We start from the raw sequence: 26,913 nt of genomic DNA, 5'->3' as shown, positions 1-26,913 counted from the left end.
ATTTACTAAAGGAGATGTATTTGTATGTCAAAGGAATTTTTAATTATTATGAAAGAGGAAAGTACATATGAGCAATTTCAAAATGTGATTGATACTATCCAACAAGAAAATAGCAAAGTACTTCTACAGCAAGCGCCTAAATTAATTTTAGGGAATGGTACAAATTCATTTATCGACTCCTTAAATAAAGAAAAAGGCGTATATGAAATTTTCACAGAAGAAGTGCAAGATATAAAAAGCTTTAAACTTAATCAAAATGAAGAATTAACTGTTAATGCTTGGAATAGTCGTCAAAAACCAGCATTCATGAGTGCTAAAGCAGAAAGACCTCAAGAAGGAGAATCATGGGGTTTTTCGACAGGGTGTAACAAACCCATTCATAATGATAATGAATTAAATGCAGTCGAAGCAGCGCAAGCAAGTGCTAGTCAACATATGACAGGATTAGTGGGTGTAGGTGTCATTATTGTAGATGGACCTACTGGTAGTTCAGCTGCATTTACACCAGAAGAACGTAATAAAGTAATTACTGAAGTTCAAGAAGGGACAAGTATTTTAGCAAATTTAGCTCCTGTAAATACTAGGCTAAACTTTACTTTTGATATTCGTACTGTAAAAATTGATATTAATCCAAATCAGATTAGAAATAATTTTGAAGATGAATCAAAATGGCGAGATGCTGCAATGAATAAACTTGGATATCCAAGTGATTTAGCAGGAATGAATAAATATATTGAAGATTTAAGAACTACTATTTTGAACCCTGTTAAACCTGATTGGGGATATATTGCATTTTTTATTAAATATCCGGCAGGACATTTTGCTTATGCTACATTAGGCGGACCTAGATTGGTAATGCAGTATCAAAATGATGGGTGGGGGCCTGATAATATTGACAGAGTATTTGCTCATGAAACTGGTCATATATTCGGAGCACCTGATGAATATGCACAAAGCGGATGTCGGATAGGAGGACAGTGGGGACAGTTAAAAGTACCAAACAATAATTGTGAAGCAGAAAATTCAAATGCAGTCCCTTGTTTAATGCTTGGAAATACTTCTAGTGTCTGTAAGTGGACAGCGGGTCACTTTGGCTGGTGGGATACAGATAGTGACAATATCCCAGATGTAATGGAAAGAAATTAAAGAAATATGTAAAAATAATCAATTATATTTATAATAGGTGCCAATCCTTGTAGAAGTAATTTAATAAGATTATTTATGAATGGTTACTCTTGTAAATATTGAATTTTGTTAGAAAGTAAAAGAGTTCTTTTTTAACAAGAGCTCTTTTACTTTGTTTCATTAAAGCTTTTCTTCTCGTATATTATTCTAAAGAAAAAAGCGTAAAATCTTGGGAAAAAGTAAGAAAAGATGAATTATCTTCAAAAGTGAAATAAAAGCTAAATGTGAAATAGAAAAAAACTGCCCATCATCCAAATGTTTGTTAAATTCCAATTATTGTAGGGATCTATAAATTTAAGTTATGTCAAATTAATCAAGATAGTATTTATATATATCAAATAATATAGAAATTTAATTATGTATTTTTTATATAATAAAATTAAATTTTAAATGATATATATCATTTACCCCCTAACTAGGGTTAGGAGAAAGAATAAGAGTTCGCAATGTAAAATTGCTAAACTCTTATTCTTTATTTTTCCCTATTCTTCCTAAACTATCTTTAATAGTTGTTTCTCCAAGTTGAGTGTATAGCAAAGCTGTATCTTGACTGGTATGCCCAAGTTGCTGCATCACTTGTAACGAGTCTTTTTCTTCCATATATAATTTATTTGCTAATGTATGTCTTAATTTATGAGGAGACATTCTTTTTCCATATGCTTTAGTATATTTTTCTACAATATCTTGGATAGCCCTAACCGAAAGAGGTTGTGCAGTATGTTTATACTTTGATAAAAACACATTTTTTAATTCTTTTCCTGGAGCGTATTTGTTATCTCTAATTTCCATATACTTTTCTAAATCATTCAGTGCTATTGGTGTAATCCATACAGAATCTTCTTTGTTTCCTTTTCGAATTACATCAATTAATCTTTCTTTTAAGTTTATATCTTCCATACGAAGATCGGCCAATTCACTTACACGAATACCGCTACCAAGAAAAAGGGAAAGGATAGCTACATCACGATCCTTATCCCTTAGGAAATAGAATAATTGATGTTTTGTTAAAGATTTTTCATGTTCATACTTAACGTAATTTAAAAACTCTTGATCATCATCATTATGAAATATTTTAGATCTCATACGCTTTGCACGGGCATTTAATGTTTCTTTATCTTTATGTATTTCAATTTTAGCCATTACATTTCTATAAAAATAACATTCTCCATCTTCATTCTCTGATAGGGAGGTAAGGTACTTAAATAAAGATTTTAAGGCCGAAATTTTTCTGTTAACAGAGGAATTTTGCATGTTTTGTTGTAGTTTTAGAAACCTCATGAAGTTCTCAACATCTTTTTTCTTTAAATTCTCCAAATCAGAGAAGGATATGTCTTTAATTGGTTTTAATTCAATAATTTGTTCAGATAATAACCAATTAAAGAAGACTCTAAAATCATATACATAATTCAGTAGGGTGGAGGGAGAGGCATCATGCAATTCTTTGTACTCCACAAATTCTTCTATGTAAAAGGGCATTTCATTTAGATTCTCGTATAATTTTTTACGATGTACGGATTTTTGACGTTGCTTGCTGTAATCCATAAAAATCACCTCATATATACTATAACAGAAAAGTTATACGAACACAAGTTCGCGTTAAATTCAATTTTTACACAAACTTATTTACATAATTAAATTATGAGATGCTAAAATACAATAAAAATTGAATGGAATAATGTAGTTACTCAAATAGAATTTATTAATAGCTAAGTGATAAATTTGTATAAGACTTAAAAATTAGTGCAAAAACTACATATAAATGAATGTAAAACAAATTTGATATATAAATTCATACAAAAGATTAATACATGAATATAGTTTAAAAGTCTTTATAAAAATATAAATTGGTTTATATAATCATAATTATGGGTATTTAATTAGATCAACGTGAGAAAAAATCTTATAAAGTAAAATGTAATTTACTAAAAAATTAGTAATGAGTTACTCAAAATTTAATAATTTCTATATAAAGTATCAATTATATAGGTACATACCAACATACTAAGAGTCATGCAACTAAGCTTGAAATCCCTAGATACCGTTATTAGATCCCTATTTGAATCCCTTATTATTCGTAAAATTGGTATTTCGTGCGAAGTTGTGAGTTTTTATTTTTCCGCCCTTTTATAAAGATATCATATACCTTACCTTTCATCAGTATAAATATCTTTTAGTTTAGGGGACATTCAGCTATACATATTAATATTGATTAAATGTTTGCTTATAGCAATTATCCAATATATAACATTTTAATGCAAAACAGTTTACTTTAACTCCTTAAGACTAAATAGATGGTGTATTATACAATAATTTAATTGTTGTGATGTCGAAATAGAGCATTTCCTTTAATTTTTTTATTGTACTTGGTTCAGCTGAGCATTCCGCTAAATACTATTTAAATGCAGATTTCAACTAAATTTCTCTTTCTGTCTCAATTATATAAGTATTCTTTTCATTTTGAGATTTATTCACTTGTTTTTTATAAATCCCTATTAGATATGTTATGTAAACTGATTACAAGTAAGTTATTGTAAATACCTTTAATTTGCCAGTAATAAACTTTTTTCTACAATAGGTTGTATAATAATTGTACCAATAGAAATCATCACTACAGTTTGTGCTAATGTCATCTGCGAAATAGACTTTCTACCTGCTACTCGTAATAAAAGAATGCCACTCATAATTAAAATAAATGATTCCCATATAAAATTCATATAATCCCCCTCTTACAAAGAATCTCCATTTTAAATTTCCCTTTTGTACAAGAATTAATATTTTACTTAATATTTTGCAAGATGTGCTTTTGTTATAACCTTGCATAATATTTTTAATCTCGTATACACTATTTTTGTAACAATCAGTTACAAATTATTTCTGTAAGCGCAGCGTTTCTTTTGTGCAACGAGCAGTTAGTTTTATTAACTAGCTGCTCTGTTGGATAGTTAGATAGACAATTTTTTGTAAAAAAACAAAAAGTTACTTTCTATAGGAATTCGAACTACACAAATGTTCTGTCATATCATTTACGATGGATGCTATTAGTTAGATTCTAATTACTCTGCAATTGCTAAAGTGGATTGAATATAAAAAAATAATTTGCAGCATTTCAAGCGTAAATGATACATCTGGAATAAACATAATAACAGAGTAAATAAAAAAGCGTGTTTTAAAAATTGTTATTAAAACACGCTCTTACTATTGAGAAAAAACAAAAGCAATCTTTCGAGTGCGCATGTAATTAATTCTTAGATAAATCCACACTATCAGTTTTGTTTTCTTGTGTTGTAGCGGCAGGTTCAGTTTGCATGCCTTTTAACATATTTGGGTCAATATTAACTTGAACTGTATTAACGTTATTCACGTTGTTAGTTCCGCCAGTACGGGCAGCAAATAAAGCGTTCTTATAATCTACACGTCCGCTCAATAAGAATAAGCCAATAAACCAAAGAAATCCGAATCCCCCAACAGTGAGAAGATTTAAGATACCCATACCGATATCTCCAACATAAAATCGTCCCACACCTAAGAATCCAAGGAAAATATGTAATAAATACGCAATACCTTTAGATTTCATCCTTTTCACTCCATCCCCAAAATATAAAATGTAAGATTTCTAGAACATCATAACAAATCCAGTTACAACTATTTTTTCATATTATGTCGAATGTAAATAAAAAAAGAGAGATTCCGCTTATGTGAAGGTCATTTATCTAGTATTGAGCATTTAATAATTATGATAAGTACAAGCATTGTAAGGAGGTGTTTACATGAATGAAGAAAATGAGTTTTTAAGTGGAGCAGCATTTGATCCTAATTTGTTGGGTCCTACATTGCCACCAATTCCGCCATTCACTTTATCAACTGGACCGACTGGTTCTACAGGTCCTACTGGCCCAACGGGTCCTACTGGAATTGGAAATACTGGTCCAACAGGAGCAACAGGTCCTACTGGGGAAACTGGAATTGGAATAACAGGTCCTACAGGTCCTACAGGTCCTACTGGCCCAACTGGACCTACGGGAAGTACTATAGCTTATGGAGCGTTGTATGATAGATCTACTACACTTCGTACAGCAAATGTAGGCCAAAAAGTAGTTTTCCAAGATCTTGGTCCATCTTTGGGAACAAATCTTGATTTATTAAATAATAGTATCCAAGTGTTGAGTGGTGGAATATATAAAATTAATATGGATTTAACAGCAAGACTCTTAAATCGTGATTTAACCCCTGTAGGTACAGTTTTAAAATTTAGGTTATATATTAATGACATTACACCTGTTCAAGAAAGCGAATTCGAAGGTCAGACAGCTATAAGTACAAATGTCCCTACAAACGTTTTTAATGCGTATACTATTGGGAAAACAGTATTAATTAGATTAAATGCAAATGATTCATTAAGTATTATAATTGATGTTGCACAAGGAGAAATTTCTTCTTATGGAAATCCATCTTTAGTCGTAACAAGAATTGCAGATTAATATCGGGTGTTAGAGAAAAAATTAATAAAGGGTGTTTTTGCCCATCCCCCTTTTCCGGGGATGGGCAAAAACACCCAAGTATAAAACAATATAATTCTAGATTGATAATCTTTGAATTTTATATATTGTTCAAAGAAGAAATTATCGTGACTCCTAATTTAATGCGCCATCATCTCGTGCGCAATATCATGTCCATTCATATCCGATGGGTAGTAGGTAGGCCAGTGTATAACTTCATCGAATAAAGCTTCACGATTGTCACCCCAATACAAGTGATAGTGATCAGCTTTATTCGGATAAATACCATGATCACTAAATTGAATATACTGAGGAACTCCTTCTGTTTTATCTGCTAGTTTAAATATGTATCTTATACCTCTATTCCCTGCATCATATGTCAAAATTTTGTATCCATCATAGATATACTTGCCAGAATATTCTTCTTTGTTTTTGTAGAATGTTACAGTATCTCCTTGAATCACGATACGGTTCACATCTGTTTGATATCCTTCATTATAATACTCCTTATATTCTTTGGCTGACATTTTACCTTTATGTTTCGCTTTGTGAGCAAATACCTCATCAAGCGTTCCATCTTGTAAATACGGATATACAGATTGCCAGTCTCCTTTCCAATCGGAAAGTGGTCGATCCTTCACTTGATTGTCTTCAAAATATCCTTCATAAATTCTTTCTGTTGATTTATCATGAGCATGACTATGGTTATGACTGTGATCGTGTTCATTTTCATGTGTATGACTTTCAGTTGTTTGCTCTTGCTTTTCAGAAGGCTTTTCTGCAACTGATGCGAATTGTGTTGCTTCTTTTAAAGTATTCACGTTTTCTTCCATTAAAGTGAAGTAATCTTTATTATTCTTCGCATCTTCTTCAGAAATAGTAGCAAGGTGATTTAAGCGTAAAATTTTTGTACCAGTTTCTTTCTGAATAACTGATGCTACTTTTGGAGTAGAAAACGTTTCGAATAAAATGTATTTTAGACCGTATTCTTTAACTGTTTTTGTAATTTCAGCAAGCTTTTTTTGAGATGGTTCATCAGAAGCTGAAATCCCAGTAATAGAAATTTGTTTCAAACCATAGCGTTGTTCCCAGTAGCCATAGGCTGCATGGGAAACTAAAATTTCTTTCGTTTTTGCATTTGCTACAACAGCTTTGAATTGATCATCTAAATCTGTAAATTTAGTTTGAAGTGCTGCAAAATTCTTTTCGAATTCTTGTTTATGATCAGGCTGTAATTCTACAAGAGCATTTTTGATTTTTTCAGCTTGTTTCATCGCTAGTATAGGATCTAACCACACGTGTGGGTCTTTATCATGATGATCTTCATCTTCTTTATGTCCATCTCCATGATTATGATGTTCATCTTCGGTTGCAGCACGCAGTTCGATGCCTTTTGATGCATTTACAATTTTAACATTTTCTTTTTGTAATGTTTTTTCCATTTTTTCAGCAAACGGTTCTAATTCTGCACCGTTATAAATGAATAAATCGGCTTTTGCAACTTTAACTGTTTGTGTTTGGCTTGGTTCAAATGTATGTGAATCTGCACCAGGTGGATAGATTGCTTTAACAGTTATATAGTCACCACCGATTTTTTTTGCGAAATCTGCAAGCGGGAAAATAGTTGTATAAACAAAAAGTTTCTCATCTTTTTTTACTGCACTTTCTTTTTTATTAGAACATCCAGCAAAAATTAAAGTGAAAATAAGTAGGAATGAAAACATAGTTAATTTTTTTGGCATGAAATTCTCCTCTTTTCTTTTTTACAAGTTTATTTTCTCCAATTCTATGAAGAAAATATCGTCTCGATTTAAAACGTAATGATTACGTTTTAGTTTGCGAACCTAGTATAATACATCTTTTTGAAATTCGCAATAAATAATAATCATTACGATTTATCTTTGTTATAAACTTATTGGGGTAGCACCACACATCCATCAACTTAAGGATTCGGTGTAGCTTTAAAATAAAGATGGATTAAAAAATATCCTCCTATCCTTATCTAACAACAAATAAAAAAACTCCATTTTGTCAAAAGATTGATTAAAATGGAGTTTTCCTTTTTGAATATATAAAAAATATTTGTTAAAAAATTAATCATTTTAAGATGAATTATGTTAGACATTATAAACTAGCAAAAATAAGAAGTAGATAGTGCCCCTATCTAAAAAAATGTTTAATTGCTTCAAGTCTTATTTTATGACTGCATTCGTCACAGCAATATTTCCCTTTTGGATTTTCCTTGAGCTGCTTATATTTTTCAGTTCCTTCATTTACTCGAAATACACTTTTACAGCAAAAACAAATAACCTCATAAAATATCATGACCTTCCCCCTCATCAGGGTGATATGTTACTTTTGAGTTGTCCGCTCAAAGATTGTAATAAGTTCTTTAGTGTAATCTTTAACGTTTAGATCGGGGTTCCTCATTAGCTCAAGGCTAAATCCGTCTATGGCATGCCTGATTGTTAACGCCATCACCCTTAAGGCCGTTTCGGAAAATTCTCGAAACACCCCCTCTTGCATCCCTAAACGTAAAATATTTTTAATGGGAAGAAAAATAGTTTCATCATGGTCTGCTGCAAACCGAAGTTTCCCTTCATCTGTCCTTTCATTTGAAACAATTTCTATAACAGCGAATACATGCTTTCGATGTTTATCTATAAATTTCAGATTCGATTCAATATACGTTTGGAGCATTCCTTCTGGGGTCGTTTGAGCTTCAATTTGCGGACAACTAAAGGACTGGCAAGCTATATAATAATCGATTATAACTTGCTCTAGAAGTTCCTCTTTGTTTGTAAAGTAATAAGAAATAACCCCCTTACTTATTTTTGCACGTTTAGCGATTTATCCTAAAGAGGCTTTTACATAACCGGCTATTAAAAAAGAATTTATAAAATTCCAATCCAATAATATATAGCTTTTCATCTCACTTTTTAATTTTACATATTTTAACAAAATACTCAGGCAACATTAAGGATTCCAATTTAAAAATCAAGAATTATTAGTATAAGTTGGTATCATAAATTTCTATAAAATATCGCATTATAAATAATGTGGAAATGAACCTTGTGTTTCTTTTTACGATTTTTTATAGGGGGGACAAAATTGAATATACTTAACTTTTTGATGTCATCATTGAATTATGGGGAAATAATCCAAAGAATACTTGAGTTATTCGGAAATAAAAAGAAGAACAATAAAGGATGGATTTGGGCGTCTTTACTAGGATTAGGAACAGTTTTAGGGTTATTGGCAACACGTAATTCAAGTATGATGAAACCTATAAAACATACGTTCCAAGGTTTTCAAAATAAAACAAGTTCATTTATTCCATCCAAAGTAAATTTAGCAAATATGGAATTTGCTGATGAAATTACGCCTAACAACCAAGAGAGACATGGTAACCAAACTAATAATCACCACCAGTACAAGACACAAATCCCATCAAAACAACAGTAAATAGATAGCCGGTTCTTTATCTTACAGGGAACCGGTTCATTTATGTCTAAACGTACAATCTTCTTTTTAGAAATAGTAATCCCTAATAAACCCTTAATGTAATCATTGATTTATACAAAAAACTACAAATTATCATTATATATTTTTATATCTTTAATAAAAATGAGGATACTACATTATGAAGAAATTTTTAAAGTTTAGCTTGGTAGGAATATTAAATACACTTATCACAATGATTAGCTACATAGCTTTAGTTAGTATTAGTATAAATTACCTTATCGCTAACTGCTTTGCTTATTTAATTGGTGTTATTAACAGTTATTATTGGAATAAAAATTGGGTTTTTGAATTTAAAAATAAAAAGGTATCATTATTTTTAAAATTTCTAACCGTAAATTTAATTGTATTAATATTCAACACAATTATCTTATTCATATTAGTTGATAAACTTTTTATCAATAAGTTTATCTCACAACTTTTTTCTATCAGTGTTGGCATGATAATGAATTTTTCTCTTCATAAACTTTGGACATTCAACAAACAAAATCATTTGCAATAATTCAACCAATCCCTACTACAAGGAGGATAAAAGCTTGGAGAAACTTATTTCAATTATCGTTCCTATGTATTTTGAAGAAGAAGTAGCACAAGAATGCTATAATTGTTTAAAATCTGTTATGCTACAAAATAATATTAATTATGAATTTATCTTTGTAAATGATGGTAGTACCGATCGGACGATGGAAATTTTAAAAGGTATTTCAGCCGAAGATTCTCGTGCTAAAATCATAAACTTTGCTCGTAATTTTGGACATCAAATAGCTGTAACAGCAGGAATTGATGTTGCTAAAGGTGATGCTATGGTCATCATTGATGCTGATTTACAGGATCCACCTGAAGTCATCCCAGAACTTATCGCGAAATGGGAAGAAGGTTATGAGGTTGTTTACGCAAAAAGAAAACGGCGTGAGGGTGAAACTTGGTTTAAACTTGTAACAGCTAAATATTTCTACCGCTTCTTAAATGTCATGTCTGATATTAATATTCCTAAAGACGCAGGTGACTTCCGTCTTATTGATTGTAAAGTAGCAGATGTATTCAAACAAATGACAGAACGAAATCGTTTCGTACGTGGAATGATGTCTTGGATTGGATTCCGCCAAACATATATCGAATACGTAAGAAATGAACGTTTTGCGGGTGAAACAAAATATCCCTTAAAGAAAATGATGAGATTTGCCTCAGATGGTATTATTGCATTTTCTACAAAGCCATTAAGAATGGTTATGACTTTAGGTTTAATTTCTGTATTAATTTCTATTGCAGTTTTAATATACTCAGTTATTGTTAAATTTATTGGACAAGACATTCAAACTGGATGGGCTTCTCTTATGGTTGCTATCACATTCTTCAGTGGCGTGCAACTTCTTGGTCTTGGTATTGTCAGTCAATATATCGCTCGTATTTATGACGAAAGTAAGAATCGACCAATCTATGTTGTAAAAGAGACTGTCAATATAGAAGAGGATATAGCTGTAGACGATAAAGACAAATTGAATAAATCTTAAATATACTAAAAAGAATTGTAGCACGTGTTTTTCACTGCCATAATTCTTTTCTTTATTTAGATTAAATAATGTCTACAATCTAGTCTTTGAGCCACTTAACTGCTAAGATTTTTCTTTTTTATAAAACTAATCAAAATTAAGAAATAGATCCATTTTCCTCTGGTATTCTTCCCTCTTCCACACTCAAGTTTATACAAGAAGTTTCTTATTTACAAAAAATCACAACATCTTATTAACCAGGGATAATTTCTTTCGTTTAGGAAATTTTATAAATAAACTTTTTGAAATTTTTTTGAGGTGCCTTCAATGTTTTTAAACCAGAATAACAAAGAAATAAAGTTACTTGTTTTTGCAGCAATCATACTCATTCTTTATTTGTCTCCTTTATTTATTCTTGGAGAAAATGCGCATATTCGCGTTCATGATAATCTTGATTCCAATTTGTCCTGGTATAAGGTTTTGGCAAGGAGCGGAGAGATAATAGGTCCGATTGATGCTACAATTCCACAGGTGATAAACAATCAATTGTCAAGAAACGCATTTAGTACGGAATTTAGTGGTATTGTTTGGTTGTATGCTTTTTTTCCAAGTATGGTTGCGTATGCATTGAGTCAAACGGTTACAAGAGTGGTTGCGTTTATAGGGATGTATGTTCTTTTAAAACAACATTTTTTACCTAGAGAGGAATGTAGGGTCATTTCAGTAGGAGTTTCATTAGCTTTTGCTCTTACTCCTTTCTGGCCGTCAGGAATGCTTAGTACTCTTGGAATGCCTCTTGCACTTTGGGCATTTTTAAATATTCGAAAAGGAGAAAGGTCGTGGAAGAACTATTTCGTACTCACTCTTATTCCTCTATATTCGAGTATTGTTTTAGGTTTTTTCTTTTTTTTAAGCGGAATGGGAGTCCTTTGGTTAGTGGACTTAGTAATAAAAAAAGAATGGAACTTTCGTTTTCTTTTTTCAATTATTTATATGACGCTCATTTACATGATTGTAGAATATCGCTTAGTATCTTCCTTCTTTTTATCTACTGTACCTAACAGTAGAGATGAATATTTTCATGCAAGATTATCGTTATGGCGGTCTCTCCGCCTCACATTGAAAAATTTCCTTTTCGGACATACCCATGTCATGACAGTCCATACATTTGTTATTTTACCTGTCATACTTATTGCGTTGTATTTTATCATTACTAAGAAACAATGGAAGCAAGAAAAAGTCTTTGTTTTTTTGTTTTGGTTTAACATAGCGTTGTCAATTTGGTATGCTTTTTGGTTTTATAAAGGTTGGCTTCCATTAACAAAACGTTTTCACATTTTAGATACATTTAATTTTGCACGTTATCATTTTTTACGTCCGTTAGTTATCTATGTTTTATTCGCTCTTGGATTAAAAGTTTTATGGTTACAAGGGAAAATATGGAGACACGCTGTAACAGGCTTGGTGGTAGCTCAAATTATTTTGTTAAGCTTTTTTAATGAGGAACTTATTTTTCAAAATAAACCTTCAGTAAAGGAATTTTTTGCAGAAGAACAATTCCAGGAGATAAAAGAGTATATCGATTTACCTTTGGAACAGTACCGTGTCGCTAGTATTGGTTTACATCCTGCTATCGCTCAATACAATGGATTCTACACACTTGATACATATAATAATTTTTATCCTCTATCATATAAATATGAATTTCGAAAAATAATCGAGAAGGAACTAGCGAAGAATAAAACGATTCGTACGTATTTTGACGAATGGGGTGGCCGCTGTTATATTTTTACCGAGGAACTTGGAAAACACTATATGTTTACAAAAAACTCGAATAAACGCTTGAAAAATGTAGAACTAAATATAGAGCATTTCAAAAAAATGGGTGGTCGTTACATATTTTCTGCTGTCCCAATTGAAAATGTAGCAGAAAACAATTTATCTCTTGAAAAAATATTTACATCGAAGACATCAGCTTGGAAAATTTATTTATATGAAGCAATATAGATACTTGAAATAGATTGCCTCTCTTGATATAAAATAATAAAAACCAAACAGATATTTGTTTGGTTTTTATTATTTTATATTAAATTGAACTACTCACCATTTAACATCCTAACAGGCCATTTGTATTCACTCCTATTACAACTCCGCTAGCATCAGCTCCCAACATACTAAACAGAGTTATCTCTACCAGTTGCAAGTGTCTATCTCCCATATCCTTTTATACGATCTCCCCTAGCCACTCCTGCCTCATGTGTTAATACATAAGCATTTTACCCAACATATTCGAATGTTCCATACCAGAAAATAAGTTCTTGTAGAGATTTGTCAAACACTGTACACTGAATACGTGCCGTCTTTGCCCTTCTCTTTTTAAGAGGAGGTGGCAATAGAACGTGGAGAATACTAGAACCGCCCGCAAACGTTCAGAGAGAGAAGAAACGTAAACGTCTTTTTTCTTTTGGTACAATCGTTACAGCATTCAGTTTCCTAAGAAATATACATTACTTTTTCACCAAAAGTGAAATAGGTAAGGGTATAACTGAATATGTAAGACATCTTCTTAAATAAAAAAGTGCCGCTATAAATAGCGACACAAAGCCCATTTGTAGTTATGATTGGGTTTCAAGGTGAAGTACTGACCATACCTTTATCGCACACGACCAATGCAACATCATTTTGAAGTGCAAAGACGTTGAAACCCAGCTTACTACTCTATATAGTATTGCGACATGCAGTGCTTTTATTCCTGTCTGCGTACGAAAAAAGCCTTGGTGACCAAACCAAGACTCTTCAAAAAGCTTACGACCTATCAATAGAACGAGAATCAGAACCACCCGACTTCTTGTTCGTTATAATCTAGCTTACACCCTTATTGTACTATACGTTTTTTATATTTTCAACAGTCTGCATTCCTTTCACGCAATATTCATACTTCTAATACTGAAAGTTACCTTACACGACCTCTATACATTGAAGATTCACGTCACACTTTACATACTTCATAGAAAAGATACGATAACATTACTATTTTTATAATCTGTAGCTTGGTATACAATAAGAATATCCAAATACTAGGAGTGTTCAGAATGACAAGTACTTTACTACTATTAGCTCTTACTTTGTGCGGAATAAGTGGGGTATTCTCCCTAATTAGGAAGCTAACTACGCCAAAACAAGATGAGGCTAAACGTTTCATTATTATCGAATCATTGTCTATATTAGGAGTTGCATGGATAGGTATTGGACTATTCTTGTAACATACTTACACATTACTTTCGTTACGTTTGAATAAAACTTATTATTCCGTCAATAATACGGATAGGCATTAGCCAAAACTTATTTAAAGTCCTTAGTCTTTCTCCTTTCCCCTTGGAGATTCCTTGATCTGGAGCAGTTAGCTTTACTAACAGCTCCTTTTTTTGTATCTGTAAATGCATGATTTGCTTTGCATTCCTTCGAATTGCATACAAAATGCTTTCTTATAGTAATCGGTACATGAAATTCCATTCTATATGAAGACTACCTTCGTAATGTACCAGCAACTCCTACTCATACATTTACTCTTTTAAACTAGAACCTGTTTTCACTTCACCTTCACTACGAAACTCATGCCAATTCTCTATATAATCCAGCTTCCAGGCATTCGGATTTTCTTCATTATGTAGTTATTTATTTTCTCTTTACCTTTAATTCTAAGTCCATATGTCGACTCTCCCAGGTATGCGTATTGAATGTTTCCTGCCTAAAATCAATATACTACTTTGAAATCATTTGAGTGCTAATTCTTTTTATCTAGTATCTATTCCCTATGTGATAATTATAAGTTGTAATTAGCTATAAGCATTCCATTTATCACTTTGATATAACGGTTGGCCTGTGTTCCAGTCGCACATAATCCATTCCACCGTTCCGCTCCCAGCATCTTTAAACTGCATTTGAACTTCTACCTTATCCGTTGTAATATGAAAAATATCCATTGCCCTTCTCTCAATTTGTAACACGTTCTTCCCAGCTTCTTTTGGATATTTCTTCATCATTTTTTGTATGGCTACTCTTGCCATTTCCTCATTATATGGTGAAGCATGACCATTATCCTTCACTTTATCGTTTTCTACTTGATCGACAGCTTCTTCATTTGTGTTTGCACGACTCTCTAATCCACCCTTTAATTTGTCTTCGTTTGAGCATCCTGTTAACAGTATTCCTAAACTAACAATACATGACACTAATTTTTTCACTATTTATACACCCTTTCATTATCAGTATGTTTCTATTATTAAAATCCATTAAATACTATATTAATATATAATTATATATAGTATAATCGTATCAATCAACATATCTGTAGGAGGAAATTATGAAAAGAAATATGCTTAAAGCAAGTAAGAACATATTATTAGCAGGTTGTACCTTTAGCTTATTGGTAGGTTGCTCTTCCAACAATTCAGAACCAAAAGAAGGAAGTAAAACAACTGCATCTGCGAATGAAAGTACAACTAAAGACCAAGTGGCCAACGGGTCAAAAATAGGAGAAACTAGTAATTCCGAATCGTCTAAAAAGAATGCAAATGCCAAAGACCATAAAGAAATTACTATTAATCAATTCGGCGGAGAAAGTTTTTCTAATTTATTAGACGATAAAAAAGTGAAAGAACTGGGTGTTGCTCGAAAGGGTGACTACATTTACGTCATGTTCCAAAAATACATCCAAGAAGAGAAAAAAGATAAGACTTTCGTATCAATCGGCAAATTAGACGATAAAGAAGGAAAATGGCTCATAAAAGATCAACATTTTTATAATGGAGAAGACGGCGTATCCTCTACACTCTTTGGAGATGCACACATCATTTCAAATGGTTCCATAGCCAGAACTTCTCTTATGGATGAGAATGCAAAAATGGTAGCGATTGATACCAATCTAGAGAGTTCCTCTTTTAATAATATTAGTAATAGCCAAAATACAACCAATACATATCATTATGTACAAACCTCTAACGGTAGTGCACTTTTAGTACAAGAAGGAGAAAAGGTCTTCCTTCATTTAGATGACGGTACGAAAAAAGAAATACAAAATCTGAAATTAAAGGATTATGGCACTAGCGATATCTATATTGATTTAAAACAAAACTTACTATATGATGGCCCTGGAAAAACAGTATTCGATATAAACAAGGGCGATTATGTGTACGATCAACAAGGTCAAAAATTAAAGTATGGGATAAACTACGGTCAAACCCTTATTGCTGCAAATGCTAAATACGTCATTGCTAACACAAACAATGGTTCAAAATTAAAGTTTGACGTGTATAATACTACTACTGGCGGTAAAGCAATGAGAAGTATTGAATCAGAAGCAATTCAACGCGCGAGTGTAGGAGGGCTATTAGGTGGTTCTGAAAAGCATTTATACCACTTCAGTTTGACAGGCGACTATATTCACTATGTAGGGCTAATCGAATACAAGGGTAAGCCAAGCATTCAATATAAAAAGATATATGCTGGAGAATAACCATTTCTAAATGTATTACTTATTGGCTCCTGCCTCCTTACCATTACTATAATTAGTAAATATTTTAAATCTAGTTATCCTAGCATGATTAAAGAGAGAACCCTATGAGGGTTCTCTTTAGTTTTTAAGTACTTTTATACAATATCCGCTATCATATAGAAACGATTCTTAAAAGGACCTCCCAAGCTCTATCGTATAGAATATGAAAAACGAAGTAAAATTGTAGATACTGGCGGTGCTCCTGCTGTCAACGGTGGCGATACGCCTGCTCCTAAACAAGAAGCTCATGGTGATACGATTTAATACAAAATTCCAAGCTAACATACTATAAGCAGAATAGGATACTAAGTCCCATATATGGACCTAGTATCCTATTTTTCATTTTTACAATGTATATTTTATAAAACCGTAAACAAAAAGAGCCACTTTTTAACAGAAAGTGGCTTTGTCTATGTGCGATTTCTACCTCTTTTTGAAATCCTATGTAAGTACATTCTTATGTGCCTATCGCTTTATTTATTGGAGAAAGTGAACCTGTTATATTATTTTCCAATCCATCTCGTCAAAGTCATACCAAGAAACCCAGCGTCCATCCCTATCAGCCACCCAGTTTGGGCGCTCCCAAACATAGATCCCACTCCTGCACCAAGAAACGTACAGCCCACGAATACTAACCCCCCGATGTCCCAGTTCGGTCGTTCCATACTTCATCCCCACCCTTTTTTCTTTACAACATATGCTATATGCAAGCTAAACTTTCTAGCTTATCGTTACTTAACTTCATTGGTTACTTTTTTCATCTCATAGGAGATTATTTCTCAATACACAACACATGGAATGAAATTACCAGTAATGGTAATATAAAGGTACCTTCAGTTGTTAACTGTTGTTCCCTTTTTGAAAGTCCTGTCAAAAGACAGGACTTTTTAAATTTACTTCCTACTAAATTGGCTTTTTCGTTAATATCCTTTCACCTTTACATCGGACAATTAAACAATATTGGTGGAGATTCATCAGATTTTAAGTTCCTCTTTCCTTATTAAACTGCATGCTTAAATAGGTGGTTTTCAACTTACATTCGAATAACAAAATGTTCACTTTTTCGATACATTTATGAAACATTCTTATGATATATTAATTATATTCTTTTTATAAATCGTATCGTTCAGTAGAAAAGTCCTAGTCCCCTCTAGGACTTTTTCATCTGCAAATAGCATGTTTGTCAGTTCTTTCGTACATAAATGTATAGATAACTACACATTGAAATGTTATAATAAAAACCGATTTTATATAGTATCATATACGACTTTTTCTTTGCTTTTAGGACTCTTACTCAATTGTAAAGGTCATTTTTTTGTTCAAATAAAATATCTATATAGAGATAACGAAATTCAATTAAGTATTTGATAAATTTCGAAGAGGATATGCTGAAAGATAACGATTGTATATCCTTTTCATTGGTTCCTCTACCTGATAAACCTTACAAATTTGTAATAGTATTGTCACCTTAATTGATAGTAAATTGGTTAATGTTGGTTTATTATACAGACTATTGACCATATTTAATACAACATCATTGGTAGGTGTCACTTAATGGGAAGAAACTTATTATGCTATGGAATTATAAGTATAGCTTTTATTACCATCCCTATTATATTTATACTTTTGGCGTCAGCTCATTTCATTCCAAAAGAATACAATGAGGAATGGCCAGAAGTAAAAAGACTGCTGAACTTGTAACTATCGGTTACTTCAAAAAAGCAAGAAATCTCGATATTGTAATCGAAACAATTAAACCATCAGAAGAATATAGAACACATGAAATTTATCTGCATAGACATATCATAAACAATAAACATCAAAAAGTTTCTGTTATTGTTAATTTTAGTGATAACTATTCCATTAGAGATATAACTGAAAATAGTCTTAAAACAAGGAGTATTTAACTTATGTTAGATGCTCTTTTTTACTTAACACTTTTGTTCAATTAAGTAATGACTTGAATTCTACAGTGGATTAATCTCCCTTTTTCAAATAAATCGGCACTTCCAAAAAAAACAACTTCCTACGAACGTTGATTTTTGTCGAAAATAATTTTTAGAAAATTCTAGTTTTAACAAGGTTTTACAAAATCTTACACAGGATTAGTCGTATACCTTATAAAATCGGTAATTTTTTACAATTTGTTTCATTTTATCTACCACGTTTAGACAAAATAGAAGAAACAAAGCAAAAAGGAGAGGTATAGTTTGAAAAGAAAACTTGGATCAACGATTGTAGGATTATCTGTCTTTAGTTTTGGTCTTTTTGGTGTAAACATTGGAGATGGCGGAGTTGTAAAAACTGAACATGGAGAAACTTTTGCTCCGAAATTAGAGTCGCATGGGGATTCATGGGCTCGTGCTTATGATCACGGAAGACCTCCTATTTCATCATACAACAAAGGAGATACTTGGGCTCCTTCCTTTACAAATACACATGGGGAAGGAATGGCTCCTAAAAAAGAGACTCATGCAGATTTAATCGCTCCTTCGCTAGAATCCCATGGTCATACTGGTGGAGCTCCTGCTTTAAACAGCGGGGAAACACCCGTTCCGATACAAGATACGCATGGACATTATCCAGCTCCAAAACTAGAAGCAGATGGGGACCATGGCGGGGCTCCTTCTAATACAGAACCTGGCGGAGGTATCTAAGTTCCCAAAAGGGGATCAAATTAAATTTTAAATGAATCGTATATTAAAAGAAATCCATTTTACGTAACAAATATAATGTATACGCATGTTTTCTAATGTGATACACTGTAGCCGAGAGAAATCTCTACTACATAAGTGGTTTTCAAGTCTAAAAAATACACCTATTAACTAGGTGTATTTTTATTTCTAACTCGTTTCTTTCTTCTCATCCTCTTTATGACTTCCCATTTTTCTATTGTATATACTTCGAGATTGTAATCATGCAACATACGAAACGGATTGTTCTTCCAAAAATTATGTAAGGGCATTGATAAGCCATTTGCAACAGCCCACTTCGTATCATATGTTACTAGTACACCTTCCTCTGCCATCTTATATTTTTCCTTCAATAATATATGTAAAACCTGAAGCGCAGTTGATTTATTCCAATATCCTTTTCGCACTCTTAGGAATAATAAAGATATTTAATTTTATCTTCAGAAAAGTAATAACCTCCCATCAAACATTGTGATAGGAGATTATTACTTTTAGTTAACATAGATTTTTTGTTTAAATGTTATATCTCGGCTGTCTATACTCTCTGGTGTTATCTCAACAATATGGTTAACAATATAGTACCCCTTTACTATGTCCATACATACTATTGAATGTCATTTGTATAACTTCTCTTGTCCAAATTTTTAAATTGTTATATAATATTTTACGTCTTTACTTATATGCGATTAAGATATATCGGAATAAGAAAAACAGCGGATTCGCTACCTATCCATATTTCTCGGCTCACAGTGATTCCTTTATATTATTTTATTATATCCTCCCCTTTTAAATCTATTTATTTAAATGTATAATTATAAATAACCACTAACATTTTGAATCGAGGTGACAATCATGAGGAGTTTTGGTTCATTATTGATCTCTACTATCTGTTCAACAATCCTTTTAGTTTGGAATGCCTTTTCTTTCTACACTGGATTCACAGCAGGACATACATACTACTGGGTTAACGGAATCATAGCCTTGGTTTTCCTTCTATTCTTTATCCTAAACATGCGAGATATTATCAAGAAAGACTACAGAACATCTGGAAAATAGGAGTTGATACATATGTGGAAAAAGATTAATAATTATAAGTTTCATCTAAAAGATTTGAAATTTATGACTTGGCTATTCCCAATTATCGGTTTATTATACGCTTATGAATTCTTCTCTGGTCTAATGTTCTACCAGGAGGTTCGTTGGCTCAAGTTAATATGCATGGCAATAATGATTATAGGATTTATTGATATTAGAAATAAGCTTAAAAACAAAGATTATAGAGCTGCTTGAATTTACAAACACTCTTGAACTCATTTTCAAATCATGGCATTATAGTTTCGAATCTCACTGAATTAAATCAACATCTAAAATAGTACATTAATAGAATTGTTTTTACTAACTGTACAAGCCTACCTGTGGCAATAGTCTCAGGTATTTTTTCGTTCATTGTATTTATTTGTTTTGTTATCTTTTCTTAACAACAAATAAGACGCCGCCTAAATCAAGGCAGCGCCTACTATAATTCCTATACATTTAATCAAAATCATTTATCCTCACATTATTTATTTCTTTGCTTCCATACCCCATTCTCTTTACTAAAAGTATTCTTTCCATTCATGAAGTCAGCTGTATTACCAGGAATGCTATATTTCTTATTCTTTTTCTTAGACTTCTTCTTCAGCCTTTTCTCTTCTTGAATAGCTTGCAAATCCGCCTTCCATTGTTTCAACAAATCCTTTTCACGTCGCATCGAATTTGTACCCCTTGTTTTAAAATGTGAACCAAATAATTAGATTCTACCCATTTATATAGAATCCTTTAATATAAATGTCCATTTTTTACAAAATAAAGAGCACCTTACGATTACAGGTGCTCAAATATATGAAGTGGGGCTATCCCTTACTCTAATATATGCTTGTCCGTATTAAAAAGTGCAAAATAAAAAGGTACCCTTCAACAAATAAATATGGCGCTCCAAGTTTCATCTCATATGATAACTCGTCCCACAAATTCATCATATGCTTTTCTTATTAGAATGTTCACTGGTTCAATGTGGAATTTCTATATAACAAAAAAAAACATCTATTTTGTATACTTAATGTATACTAATATTAATTTTGAATAGCTTTATTGATAGACTTTCTAGAACGAAAAATATACTAGCTGAAACCGATCTATATCCAATATACTTTCCTGTAACATTAATAGTAATCTCCACTAAATGGGTTTGCACATCACCTTTTTCAAAGAATTTATCTTCAACCTTTTCAACTATTGCTACATTATCCATTTCTTTAAAAGTTTTCAGTAATTTTGTTTCTAGCAAAGTAAAATCGAAATTTTCATCTTTAATCACATCAAATTTAACCTTCATTTTTATTTCCTCATTTTTAACTAGTTAACATATTAACATTATTATAATTATATATATTAACATTAAATAAATCAAAATATATGCTTTATTAAAATCCCCTATTGCTTAAGTTTAGTTTTTATCTACCTATTTGGTACGTGAAATTTTACCGTCTTATTATTGAATAAGCGAAACTTGGATAGCTAGTAGTCCCCCTATTTTCTCTGCGTAGTTCCGTTATTCATTAAGCTTTTAATAATTTACGTGTCTTGTTAGCTCTCTTCTCTTTTCTGCTTCTATGTTATTTCCTAATTTCTTATGGCCCTAGTTAAATTAAATCATTCCATCAAACATAACTGGATTTACTGTTTCATCAATGTGCTCCACTGGTGTTCTTTCTGCCTGTTCTACTAAGTACCTATAAATACCAAAATCTACCCTTGGTATAGACTTCTTACCCTTTGGCTGTTGAGAAATCCTTACGTAAGATCGAATAAACTATAGTGATACCCAAAATACTGACTTGCCCTTACTAATCTCAATGAGGAAGAAACAAATCCCTACCCCTTCTCCGAGAACCTATATAATACATGGCCACCTTCACAAGAGTCGGTTGCCTATTTATAAGTGCCACTCCACCTCTTTCATATATTTTCATTCGCTAGATTGATATGCATTTCAAATGGCATCCCACGGTTTCCTAATCCTATTTTTATTCCTCGCTTTCTATTCAAGGAATTATATATAAGGACCCATAATGATTATGTTATACATTTGTTTCGGATTGAGTGCAGTTTTCAGCTTAATAATGGAATTAAAAAAACCACAGAAAAATCAGTTTTTGATTTTAGTTGATTCTCTAGTTTTGCTAGGAGCTTTTTTCCTAGTAGGTAGTATCTTTATCTAAATCACATAACGAGAACTGAAAATGATCAAACATTTCAATAAACCAGCGGAACGTTTAAGAAATCGATTTTTCTCTTATCGAAATTTAATTAACTTACAGTAATACAGTGGTCATATATTTTTAAGAATAACGGAAGAATATATAGAAATTACTACAGAAATGTGAAGTTTAATTAATTTAGGAGGAACAGACTTGTTTAATCAGCTTGTAAAATTTATACCAATTTATTTACGATTGGAAATTTATTGTGCGGTGTTTTCTCAATCACCTTGAATATGAGTGAATATTTGGAAGTAGCCTCCATTTTCATTTTCTTTTCAGCTGTTTTAGATTTTCTTGATGGAAAAATTGCGAGAAAATTAAAAGTGAACAGTGAGTTTGGCGTAGAATTGGATTCCTTAGCTGATATTGTTAGTTTCGGTGTCGCTCCTGCGCTTTTATTTCATACGATAGCAACCCCTTCTATTTTAACTTCTTTGGCATTTATCCTTTTCCCAACAATGGGTGCTTTAAGATTAGCTAAATTTTGTATTAAACCAACTATTGGATATTTTAAGGGATTACCCATTCCAGCTGCAGGATTATCATTGGCTGGTATGGGATTGTTTTCATATAGCAATGCATGGATTACATTAATCCTGGCTCTCTTAATGGTTAGTCCCATTAGATTTAAAAAATTTTAAGTGAGGTCGCGTCAATAAGTATAAAAAGCGGGACAATAATATGAAATTAAGTGCCATTCTTAAAAATTTAAACCTTGTTTTTATGACTATTGGGTTAATCCATCGATATGTTGTTCTGGAACGTCAATATACTTTTAACAGGAGCTCCCTTTATCAAGAGAGCTCCTGTTCTTATTTCTTCTTCTTTTCTGTTGGTTGACTTTGTTTAGCAAAATTAGATGAATCATCAAAATTCGGTTGCTTTTTCCCAGCATTATTACTTCTACCTTTTCCCATATGTAATGCACCTCCCCTCCCCCTTACTATTCCCAATAAAAAAATTCTCTTGCATCCAAGAGAATTTTTGATTGAGTTCTTATTGATAATACCCAAGTACTTCCAACACTGCCACTCGATAAAAGATGGATCCATTGCTAAATTCTTCAATGCTGAAACAAGCATTACATTTTCATATTTAACTGGATAATCAATTAATAATCCTAATGTATTTCCGGAAACTGCAACAATTATGATTTCCTTGTCTAACACCCATACCCATCAAGCTAAGATTCTAAAGTACCCCCAAAATGAAAATTTTATATCTCTATGGTTAATTAGATCTTAGTTATTTTGGAAATCCTAAATTTCTTCATTTCATGCCTCCTACTTTTTAGGTATATCTCCACTATTCTTGAGAATTTAAGGGATGTCTGTCGAATAGTTCTTGGTCTCTTACATATATAGATTTCTTCTACATTTTTAGCGAATCAAGTAAACTCATTATTCCAAAAGCGAAAAGATTATCTCTCCACAGTTATCTATGACAGTTCTATTTTATTCATTTTGGGGTAGTTGCTTTTCTTAAATTGACATTCTCTTCTTTATTCCCTATAAGCTATTCATTTTTTCTATCGAAAATACTATTATAGGTTTTATTTACTAACTCTAAGGTGTTTCTTATAAAACCTTGATAAGGCGTTTGGGGTAGCGAATCTATTTTACTAGCTGCTCTCTGCGCATAGATAAGTGCTTCCTCTATTCTTCCTAGTTGTAAAAGACAATGTGCTCTATATGCATCTGCAGTGTAGAGAATACATAATTCAAGTGGGTAAATAGTCGTATTTGGCATCTTAAATTGTTCAAATGCTTCAAGGGCTTCTTTTACATGTCCTTTTCCTAATAATACTTTACCTTTTTCAAGATAATAAAAGTCACTTCCGAGATTCCCCTTTACTAGGGTAGCAAACCTATCTAAGTAATAAAGAGCTTGTTCATAATCCTCTGATGTTTGATTATGATAATGTGCTTGAAGTAACAGTGTAAAAGCTAGAGATTCATCATTTTCACTAAAAACAGCAAACTGTTCTGACTTCTTGATAAAATAAGCATAATCATTTTCATTGTTATGAAGAAGGGCTTGAAACGCTGCAATTCGGAAAATATTATCCATCTTATAAAAGACCATTTTCCTCTTAGATAGTTCAATTAATTGATTAAGCTTACTCTTTCCTGATTTATAGTCACCTATCCCGAAGAGTAAGATCATTTCAACGTAATTCGCCTCTATTTCAACGACCATATCAATCACTGTTACTTTTTCATGATACTCTTTTCTTATATTTCGTAACATTATCAGAGCATCATGGTAATTATCCTCTTTTGCACGGTATTCTACCATATGTACTTTAGCAGCCACGCAGTGGCTGTAAAGGGATAACCGCTCATAGATTGCTACTGCTCGTTCTATCAACATTTCTCCACGTTTTTGCTCGGATTTCATAACTACCCTTCCAGAAATCTCTAATATCCTAGCAGATTCAAATGAAATAGGAAACTGTTGGTTCAAAATGTCTTGTGTCAAATTAATTATCTGTTCATCATTATTTTTTTCAAACGCTTCCTCTACTTTATTAAATAAGTGCTTTAGCTCATCGGATGTAGAGCTCCCTAATAAATATTGAGGATCGCAGTCCAACTGGTGCGCGATAAATTTCAAACTATCCATCGAAGGGTTCGAATGCCCATTTTCAATCATGCTTAACATCCCTTTTGACATTTTATTACCAGCTAACTCTACAAGGGTCATACCTTTTTCTACTCTTAATTTATTTATTCGTTTTCCTAGCTCATTCATTTTCAACATCCTTTGTAATTCAGTCTACTAGTTCAATTATATTAAACTTTAGATTGAAAAGAAAATCAGTCCATGTTACGATAAGTTCAATTAAATTGAACTTATTTAATTAGGGTTTTCAAATGGATAATAAAAAGGGCAGTTCTATAAATAGAAATTTATATCAAAATGAAAAATGGAGGATTGGATATGAGTGAATTTAATGGGAATGAAACAGGACAAAAATTAGATATAGGTGGTATTGAATTATACTATGAATTGTTAGGGCGGAATAATGAAGGGCCAACCCTAGTTTTTGATTCTGGATATGGAGCCACTTTAGAAAGCTGGAATCCAATTAGAGATGACATTTCAACGTTTGCAAAAATGTTTATTTATGATAGAGCTGGTATTGGCAAAAGTGAAATGAATGAAAGACCTCGCCATAGTCAGCAAAGTGTCGAAAATCTACGTATATTACTTAATAAAGCAGGTATAAAACCTCCATATGTATTAGTCGGACACTCATTTGGAGGATTAAATACAAGATTATTTGCAAGCACATATCCAGAGGAAGTAGTAGGAGTCGTTCTCTTAGACTCAACTCATGAAAATCAAAACAGAATATTGCCCTCTTTATTTACAAAAGAAGTTCAGGAGGCTTATTATAATCAATTTATTTTGGAAGGTTCTCTTAATGAAGTGGAAGAAAGCTTAGAACAAGTTCGTACTTCTAAATCACTTGGAAACATTCCACTCATTGTTGTAACAGGGGGGCTGCAGCCTTTTCATACAGCGGAGTCTATGGCTACTTGGATGAAATTCCAGGGAGAGCTTGCTAACTTGTCGACTAATAAAAAACATATTGTTGTTGAAGATGCTGGACACGCAATACACATTGATCAACCTCAAGTTGTTGTTGATGTAATAAGGGATATATTAGATATGGTAAAAAATAAAAATAAACATTCTACTCTGTAATAATTTGTTATAACTCAAGATTGGGGTATTGCCACACATCCATCAACTTAAGGTTTTAGACTATTTTTGAAGTTAAAAGCACGTTACTATTTTCTTATGTGAATGAGAAAGGGTGACGTGCTTTTTATGAAGATGAATCAAAAACAAGAATTATCTTTATTCGCTGAAGAGTTATATCGATATATGTCTCCCGCTACACTTAATCAATTAGCTATAGAAGCAGGCGGGATGAAACGAAAATGGAAGTGCCACGGGCATCATTTTTTATCTTTGTGTGTATGGTTAAATCAACAAGTCGCTACTACCTCTCTTACTCAACTATGTAGTCAATTAGAAACTTCAACAGGAGTTTTATTAAGTCCGGAAGGACTTAATCGGCGATTTAACTCGGCTTCTGTAGCCTTTTTTCGTACTGTATTTACTACACTTCTACAAGCTAAGATTGGAGGCGTATCTAAGATTTCTCATTCTCTTTCTTCCTACTTTGAGCGTATCCGCATCCTTGATTCTACAGCCTTTCAAGTTCCAGATCGATTCGCAGCTATGTATCCTGGTGCCAGAGGATGTAGTCATAAAGCTGGTGTGAAAATTCAACTAGAGTATGACTTGTTGAGTGGAGAGTTTTCTGATGTGAAAATTGAACCAGGAAAACGAAGTGATCAGGCGTATGGTGCGACTCGAACAGACATGATACAAAAGAATGAACTGTATATCCGTGACTTAGGATATTTTCGTCTACAAGACTTTAAGTCTATTCAAGACAAGCAGGGGTATTATTTATCCCGTCTTAAGTTACCAACTAAAATATATAGAAAAGAGTTCGAAACAGTCGTATTTAAAACAAAACCCCCTCAATTGAAACCAGTATATATACAAATTCATTTGGAAGACATTATGAAACAACTACAACCTGGCCAAGTTTATGAATTACACGATGTATATGTAGGGACTAAAGAC

The 26,913-nt window shown here is 32.3% G+C and carries 24 protein-coding genes and 6 pseudogenes; 14 read left to right on the top strand and 16 right to left on the bottom strand.

Features of this window, described 5'->3' with window-relative positions; all coding sequences use genetic code 11:
- The first annotated feature begins 24 nt into the window (after window positions 1–24).
- Window positions 25–1,146, top strand: a complete 1,122-nt coding sequence (locus ACTFSL_RS26600) for a hypothetical protein (RefSeq protein WP_088338302.1) — start codon at window positions 25–27, stop codon at window positions 1,144–1,146.
- Between the two features lie 504 nt (window positions 1,147–1,650).
- Here the strand turns inward: ACTFSL_RS26600 and xerS are convergent.
- From xerS to ACTFSL_RS26585, 3 genes and pseudogenes are all read right to left on the bottom strand, one after another.
- Window positions 1,651–2,727, bottom strand: coding sequence for a tyrosine recombinase XerS (xerS, locus tag ACTFSL_RS26595; RefSeq protein ID WP_088339123.1), 1,077 nt, complete (start codon window positions 2,725–2,727; stop codon window positions 1,651–1,653).
- A 1,013-nt stretch (window positions 2,728–3,740) separates the two neighbouring features.
- Window positions 3,741–3,899, bottom strand: a pseudogene (locus ACTFSL_RS26590) (DUF421 domain-containing protein); the annotation flags it as partial.
- Window positions 3,900–4,423: 524 nt separating this feature from the next.
- Window positions 4,424–4,759, bottom strand: a complete 336-nt coding sequence (locus ACTFSL_RS26585) for a TM2 domain-containing protein (protein ID WP_063538606.1) — start codon at window positions 4,757–4,759, stop codon at window positions 4,424–4,426.
- A 193-nt stretch (window positions 4,760–4,952) separates the two neighbouring features.
- Between ACTFSL_RS26585 and ACTFSL_RS26580 the strand changes: the two genes are divergently transcribed.
- Window positions 4,953–5,663, top strand: a complete 711-nt coding sequence (locus ACTFSL_RS26580) for an exosporium leader peptide-containing protein (RefSeq protein WP_063538604.1) — start codon at window positions 4,953–4,955, stop codon at window positions 5,661–5,663.
- Between the two features lie 158 nt (window positions 5,664–5,821).
- Here the strand turns inward: ACTFSL_RS26580 and ACTFSL_RS26575 are convergent.
- From ACTFSL_RS26575 to ACTFSL_RS26560, 4 genes and pseudogenes are all read right to left on the bottom strand, one after another.
- Window positions 5,822–6,451: pseudogene (locus ACTFSL_RS26575) on the bottom strand (ZinT family metal-binding protein); the annotation flags it as partial.
- A 27-nt stretch (window positions 6,452–6,478) separates the two neighbouring features.
- A pseudogene (locus ACTFSL_RS26570) lies at window positions 6,479–7,423 on the bottom strand (metal ABC transporter substrate-binding protein); the annotation flags it as partial.
- 418 nt (window positions 7,424–7,841) lie between these two features.
- Window positions 7,842–8,006, bottom strand: coding sequence for a DUF2197 domain-containing protein (locus ACTFSL_RS26565; protein ID WP_080470909.1), 165 nt, complete (start codon window positions 8,004–8,006; stop codon window positions 7,842–7,844).
- A gap of 27 nt (window positions 8,007–8,033) precedes the next feature.
- On the bottom strand, window positions 8,034–8,531 hold the full coding sequence (locus tag ACTFSL_RS26560) for a TetR/AcrR family transcriptional regulator (RefSeq protein WP_306426824.1): 498 nt from the start codon (window positions 8,529–8,531) through the stop codon (window positions 8,034–8,036).
- Window positions 8,532–8,792: 261 nt separating this feature from the next.
- Here ACTFSL_RS26560 and ACTFSL_RS26555 point away from each other — a divergent pair, with 261 nt between their 5' ends.
- The 5 genes from ACTFSL_RS26555 to ACTFSL_RS26535 all read left to right on the top strand — a co-directional run bounded on the left by ACTFSL_RS26555 (window position 8,793) and on the right by ACTFSL_RS26535 (window position 13,956).
- The gene (locus ACTFSL_RS26555; RefSeq protein ID WP_063538602.1) at window positions 8,793–9,146 is read left to right on the top strand and encodes a hypothetical protein; all 354 of its coding nucleotides are present in this window, start codon (window positions 8,793–8,795) and stop codon (window positions 9,144–9,146) included.
- A 178-nt stretch (window positions 9,147–9,324) separates the two neighbouring features.
- On the top strand, window positions 9,325–9,705 hold the full coding sequence (locus ACTFSL_RS26550) for a GtrA family protein (protein WP_063538600.1): 381 nt from the start codon (window positions 9,325–9,327) through the stop codon (window positions 9,703–9,705).
- Between the two features lie 34 nt (window positions 9,706–9,739).
- Window positions 9,740–10,714 (top strand): glycosyltransferase family 2 protein, encoded by a 975-nt coding sequence (locus tag ACTFSL_RS26545; protein WP_088339122.1) that lies wholly within the window; start codon window positions 9,740–9,742, stop codon window positions 10,712–10,714.
- A 306-nt stretch (window positions 10,715–11,020) separates the two neighbouring features.
- Window positions 11,021–12,700 carry a DUF6044 family protein gene (locus ACTFSL_RS26540; RefSeq protein ID WP_088339121.1) on the top strand — a complete coding sequence of 560 codons (1,680 nt, stop codon included), beginning with the start codon at window positions 11,021–11,023 and terminating at the stop codon, window positions 12,698–12,700.
- Window positions 12,701–13,785: 1,085 nt separating this feature from the next.
- The gene (locus ACTFSL_RS26535; RefSeq protein ID WP_179205495.1) at window positions 13,786–13,956 is read left to right on the top strand and encodes a hypothetical protein; all 171 of its coding nucleotides are present in this window, start codon (window positions 13,786–13,788) and stop codon (window positions 13,954–13,956) included.
- 573 nt (window positions 13,957–14,529) lie between these two features.
- Here the strand turns inward: ACTFSL_RS26535 and ACTFSL_RS26530 are convergent.
- Window positions 14,530–14,937 carry a hypothetical protein gene (locus ACTFSL_RS26530; protein ID WP_088338837.1) on the bottom strand — a complete coding sequence of 136 codons (408 nt, stop codon included), beginning with the start codon at window positions 14,935–14,937 and terminating at the stop codon, window positions 14,530–14,532.
- Window positions 14,938–15,056: 119 nt separating this feature from the next.
- Between ACTFSL_RS26530 and ACTFSL_RS26525 the strand changes: the two genes are divergently transcribed.
- Window positions 15,057–16,208: a hypothetical protein gene (locus tag ACTFSL_RS26525; RefSeq protein WP_063538592.1), complete on the top strand. Its 1,152-nt coding sequence runs from the start codon at window positions 15,057–15,059 to the stop codon at window positions 16,206–16,208.
- 542 nt (window positions 16,209–16,750) lie between these two features.
- Here ACTFSL_RS26525 and ACTFSL_RS26520 read toward each other — a convergent pair.
- A complete protein-coding gene (locus tag ACTFSL_RS26520; RefSeq protein ID WP_179205497.1) occupies window positions 16,751–16,912 on the bottom strand; it encodes a hypothetical protein in 162 nt (53 codons plus the stop codon).
- A 1,545-nt stretch (window positions 16,913–18,457) separates the two neighbouring features.
- Between ACTFSL_RS26520 and ACTFSL_RS26515 the strand changes: the two genes are divergently transcribed.
- Window positions 18,458–18,904, top strand: a complete 447-nt coding sequence (locus ACTFSL_RS26515) for a hypothetical protein (RefSeq protein ID WP_063538590.1) — start codon at window positions 18,458–18,460, stop codon at window positions 18,902–18,904.
- Window positions 18,905–19,068: 164 nt separating this feature from the next.
- Here ACTFSL_RS26515 and ACTFSL_RS26510 read toward each other — a convergent pair whose 3' ends face one another.
- Window positions 19,069–19,275, bottom strand: coding sequence for a hypothetical protein (locus ACTFSL_RS26510; protein WP_228546526.1), 207 nt, complete (start codon window positions 19,273–19,275; stop codon window positions 19,069–19,071).
- 517 nt (window positions 19,276–19,792) lie between these two features.
- Between ACTFSL_RS26510 and ACTFSL_RS26505 the strand changes: the two genes are divergently transcribed.
- Both ACTFSL_RS26505 and ACTFSL_RS26500 read left to right on the top strand, forming a co-directional pair.
- On the top strand, window positions 19,793–19,996 hold the full coding sequence (locus ACTFSL_RS26505; protein ID WP_080470908.1) for a hypothetical protein: 204 nt from the start codon (window positions 19,793–19,795) through the stop codon (window positions 19,994–19,996).
- Window positions 19,997–20,008: 12 nt separating this feature from the next.
- Window positions 20,009–20,230, top strand: coding sequence for a hypothetical protein (locus ACTFSL_RS26500; RefSeq protein ID WP_063538586.1), 222 nt, complete (start codon window positions 20,009–20,011; stop codon window positions 20,228–20,230).
- Window positions 20,231–20,498: 268 nt separating this feature from the next.
- Here the strand turns inward: ACTFSL_RS26500 and ACTFSL_RS26495 are convergent, their stop codons facing one another.
- The 4 genes and pseudogenes from ACTFSL_RS26495 to ACTFSL_RS26480 form a co-directional block, all read right to left on the bottom strand.
- A complete protein-coding gene (locus ACTFSL_RS26495; RefSeq protein WP_063538584.1) occupies window positions 20,499–20,690 on the bottom strand; it encodes a hypothetical protein in 192 nt (63 codons plus the stop codon).
- Between the two features lie 345 nt (window positions 20,691–21,035).
- Window positions 21,036–21,314 (bottom strand): hypothetical protein, encoded by a 279-nt coding sequence (locus ACTFSL_RS26490; RefSeq protein ID WP_063538582.1) that lies wholly within the window; start codon window positions 21,312–21,314, stop codon window positions 21,036–21,038.
- Between the two features lie 223 nt (window positions 21,315–21,537).
- Window positions 21,538–21,854, bottom strand: a pseudogene (locus tag ACTFSL_RS26485) (Holliday junction resolvase RecU); the annotation flags it as partial.
- 46 nt (window positions 21,855–21,900) lie between these two features.
- Window positions 21,901–22,003: pseudogene (locus ACTFSL_RS26480) on the bottom strand (Holliday junction resolvase RecU); the annotation flags it as partial.
- Between the two features lie 389 nt (window positions 22,004–22,392).
- On the opposite strand from ACTFSL_RS26480, the pseudogene pssA reads away from it, so the two are divergent.
- Window positions 22,393–22,883 (top strand): annotated as a pseudogene (gene pssA, locus ACTFSL_RS26475) (CDP-diacylglycerol--serine O-phosphatidyltransferase).
- 171 nt (window positions 22,884–23,054) lie between these two features.
- On the opposite strand, the gene ACTFSL_RS26470 reads toward pssA, so the two are convergent.
- Window positions 23,055–23,411, bottom strand: coding sequence for a hypothetical protein (locus ACTFSL_RS26470; RefSeq protein WP_228546528.1), 357 nt, complete (start codon window positions 23,409–23,411; stop codon window positions 23,055–23,057).
- Window positions 23,412–23,757: 346 nt separating this feature from the next.
- Window positions 23,758–24,996, bottom strand: a complete 1,239-nt coding sequence (locus tag ACTFSL_RS26465) for a helix-turn-helix domain-containing protein (RefSeq protein ID WP_228546527.1) — start codon at window positions 24,994–24,996, stop codon at window positions 23,758–23,760.
- A 189-nt stretch (window positions 24,997–25,185) separates the two neighbouring features.
- On the opposite strand from ACTFSL_RS26465, the gene ACTFSL_RS26460 reads away from it, so the two are divergent.
- A complete protein-coding gene (locus ACTFSL_RS26460) occupies window positions 25,186–25,956 on the top strand; it encodes an alpha/beta fold hydrolase (protein ID WP_063538576.1) in 771 nt (256 codons plus the stop codon).
- Window positions 25,957–26,082: 126 nt separating this feature from the next.
- A partial coding sequence (locus ACTFSL_RS26455) for an IS4 family transposase (protein WP_440042669.1) occupies window positions 26,083–26,913 on the top strand: 831 nt, incomplete at its 3' end.

Origin of the sequence: Bacillus cereus group sp. MYBK108-1 (genome assembly GCF_051917185.1) — a bacterium.
GTDB classification, from domain to species: Bacteria; Bacillota; Bacilli; order Bacillales; family Bacillaceae_G; genus Bacillus_A; species Bacillus_A cereus.
This window is presented reverse-complemented; position numbering and strand designations above follow the sequence as displayed.

What these genes read in the sequence shown, in the direction of transcription:
- ACTFSL_RS26460 (WP_063538576.1), top strand. Translation starts at nt 25,186, where the DNA reads ATGAGTGAATTTAATGGGAATGAAACAGGACAAAAATTAGATATAGGT.
- ACTFSL_RS26600 (WP_088338302.1), top strand. Translation starts at nt 25, where the DNA reads ATGTCAAAGGAATTTTTAATTATTATGAAAGAGGAAAGTACATATGAG.
- ACTFSL_RS26465 (WP_228546527.1), bottom strand. Translation starts at nt 24,996, where the DNA reads ATGAATGAGCTAGGAAAACGAATAAATAAATTAAGAGTAGAAAAAGGT.
- ACTFSL_RS26525 (WP_063538592.1), top strand. Translation starts at nt 15,057, where the DNA reads ATGAAAAGAAATATGCTTAAAGCAAGTAAGAACATATTATTAGCAGGT.
- ACTFSL_RS26535 (WP_179205495.1), top strand. Translation starts at nt 13,786, where the DNA reads ATGACAAGTACTTTACTACTATTAGCTCTTACTTTGTGCGGAATAAGT.
- ACTFSL_RS26585 (WP_063538606.1), bottom strand. Translation starts at nt 4,759, where the DNA reads ATGAAATCTAAAGGTATTGCGTATTTATTACATATTTTCCTTGGATTC.
- ACTFSL_RS26505 (WP_080470908.1), top strand. Translation starts at nt 19,793, where the DNA reads ATGAGGAGTTTTGGTTCATTATTGATCTCTACTATCTGTTCAACAATC.
- ACTFSL_RS26550 (WP_063538600.1), top strand. Translation starts at nt 9,325, where the DNA reads ATGAAGAAATTTTTAAAGTTTAGCTTGGTAGGAATATTAAATACACTT.
- ACTFSL_RS26490 (WP_063538582.1), bottom strand. Translation starts at nt 21,314, where the DNA reads ATGAAGGTTAAATTTGATGTGATTAAAGATGAAAATTTCGATTTTACT.
- ACTFSL_RS26500 (WP_063538586.1), top strand. Translation starts at nt 20,009, where the DNA reads ATGTGGAAAAAGATTAATAATTATAAGTTTCATCTAAAAGATTTGAAA.
- ACTFSL_RS26565 (WP_080470909.1), bottom strand. Translation starts at nt 8,006, where the DNA reads ATGATATTTTATGAGGTTATTTGTTTTTGCTGTAAAAGTGTATTTCGA.
- ACTFSL_RS26540 (WP_088339121.1), top strand. Translation starts at nt 11,021, where the DNA reads ATGTTTTTAAACCAGAATAACAAAGAAATAAAGTTACTTGTTTTTGCA.
- xerS (WP_088339123.1), bottom strand. Translation starts at nt 2,727, where the DNA reads ATGGATTACAGCAAGCAACGTCAAAAATCCGTACATCGTAAAAAATTA.
- ACTFSL_RS26520 (WP_179205497.1), bottom strand. Translation starts at nt 16,912, where the DNA reads ATGGAACGACCGAACTGGGACATCGGGGGGTTAGTATTCGTGGGCTGT.
- ACTFSL_RS26510 (WP_228546526.1), bottom strand. Translation starts at nt 19,275, where the DNA reads ATGGCAGAGGAAGGTGTACTAGTAACATATGATACGAAGTGGGCTGTT.
- ACTFSL_RS26580 (WP_063538604.1), top strand. Translation starts at nt 4,953, where the DNA reads ATGAATGAAGAAAATGAGTTTTTAAGTGGAGCAGCATTTGATCCTAAT.
- ACTFSL_RS26495 (WP_063538584.1), bottom strand. Translation starts at nt 20,690, where the DNA reads ATGCGACGTGAAAAGGATTTGTTGAAACAATGGAAGGCGGATTTGCAA.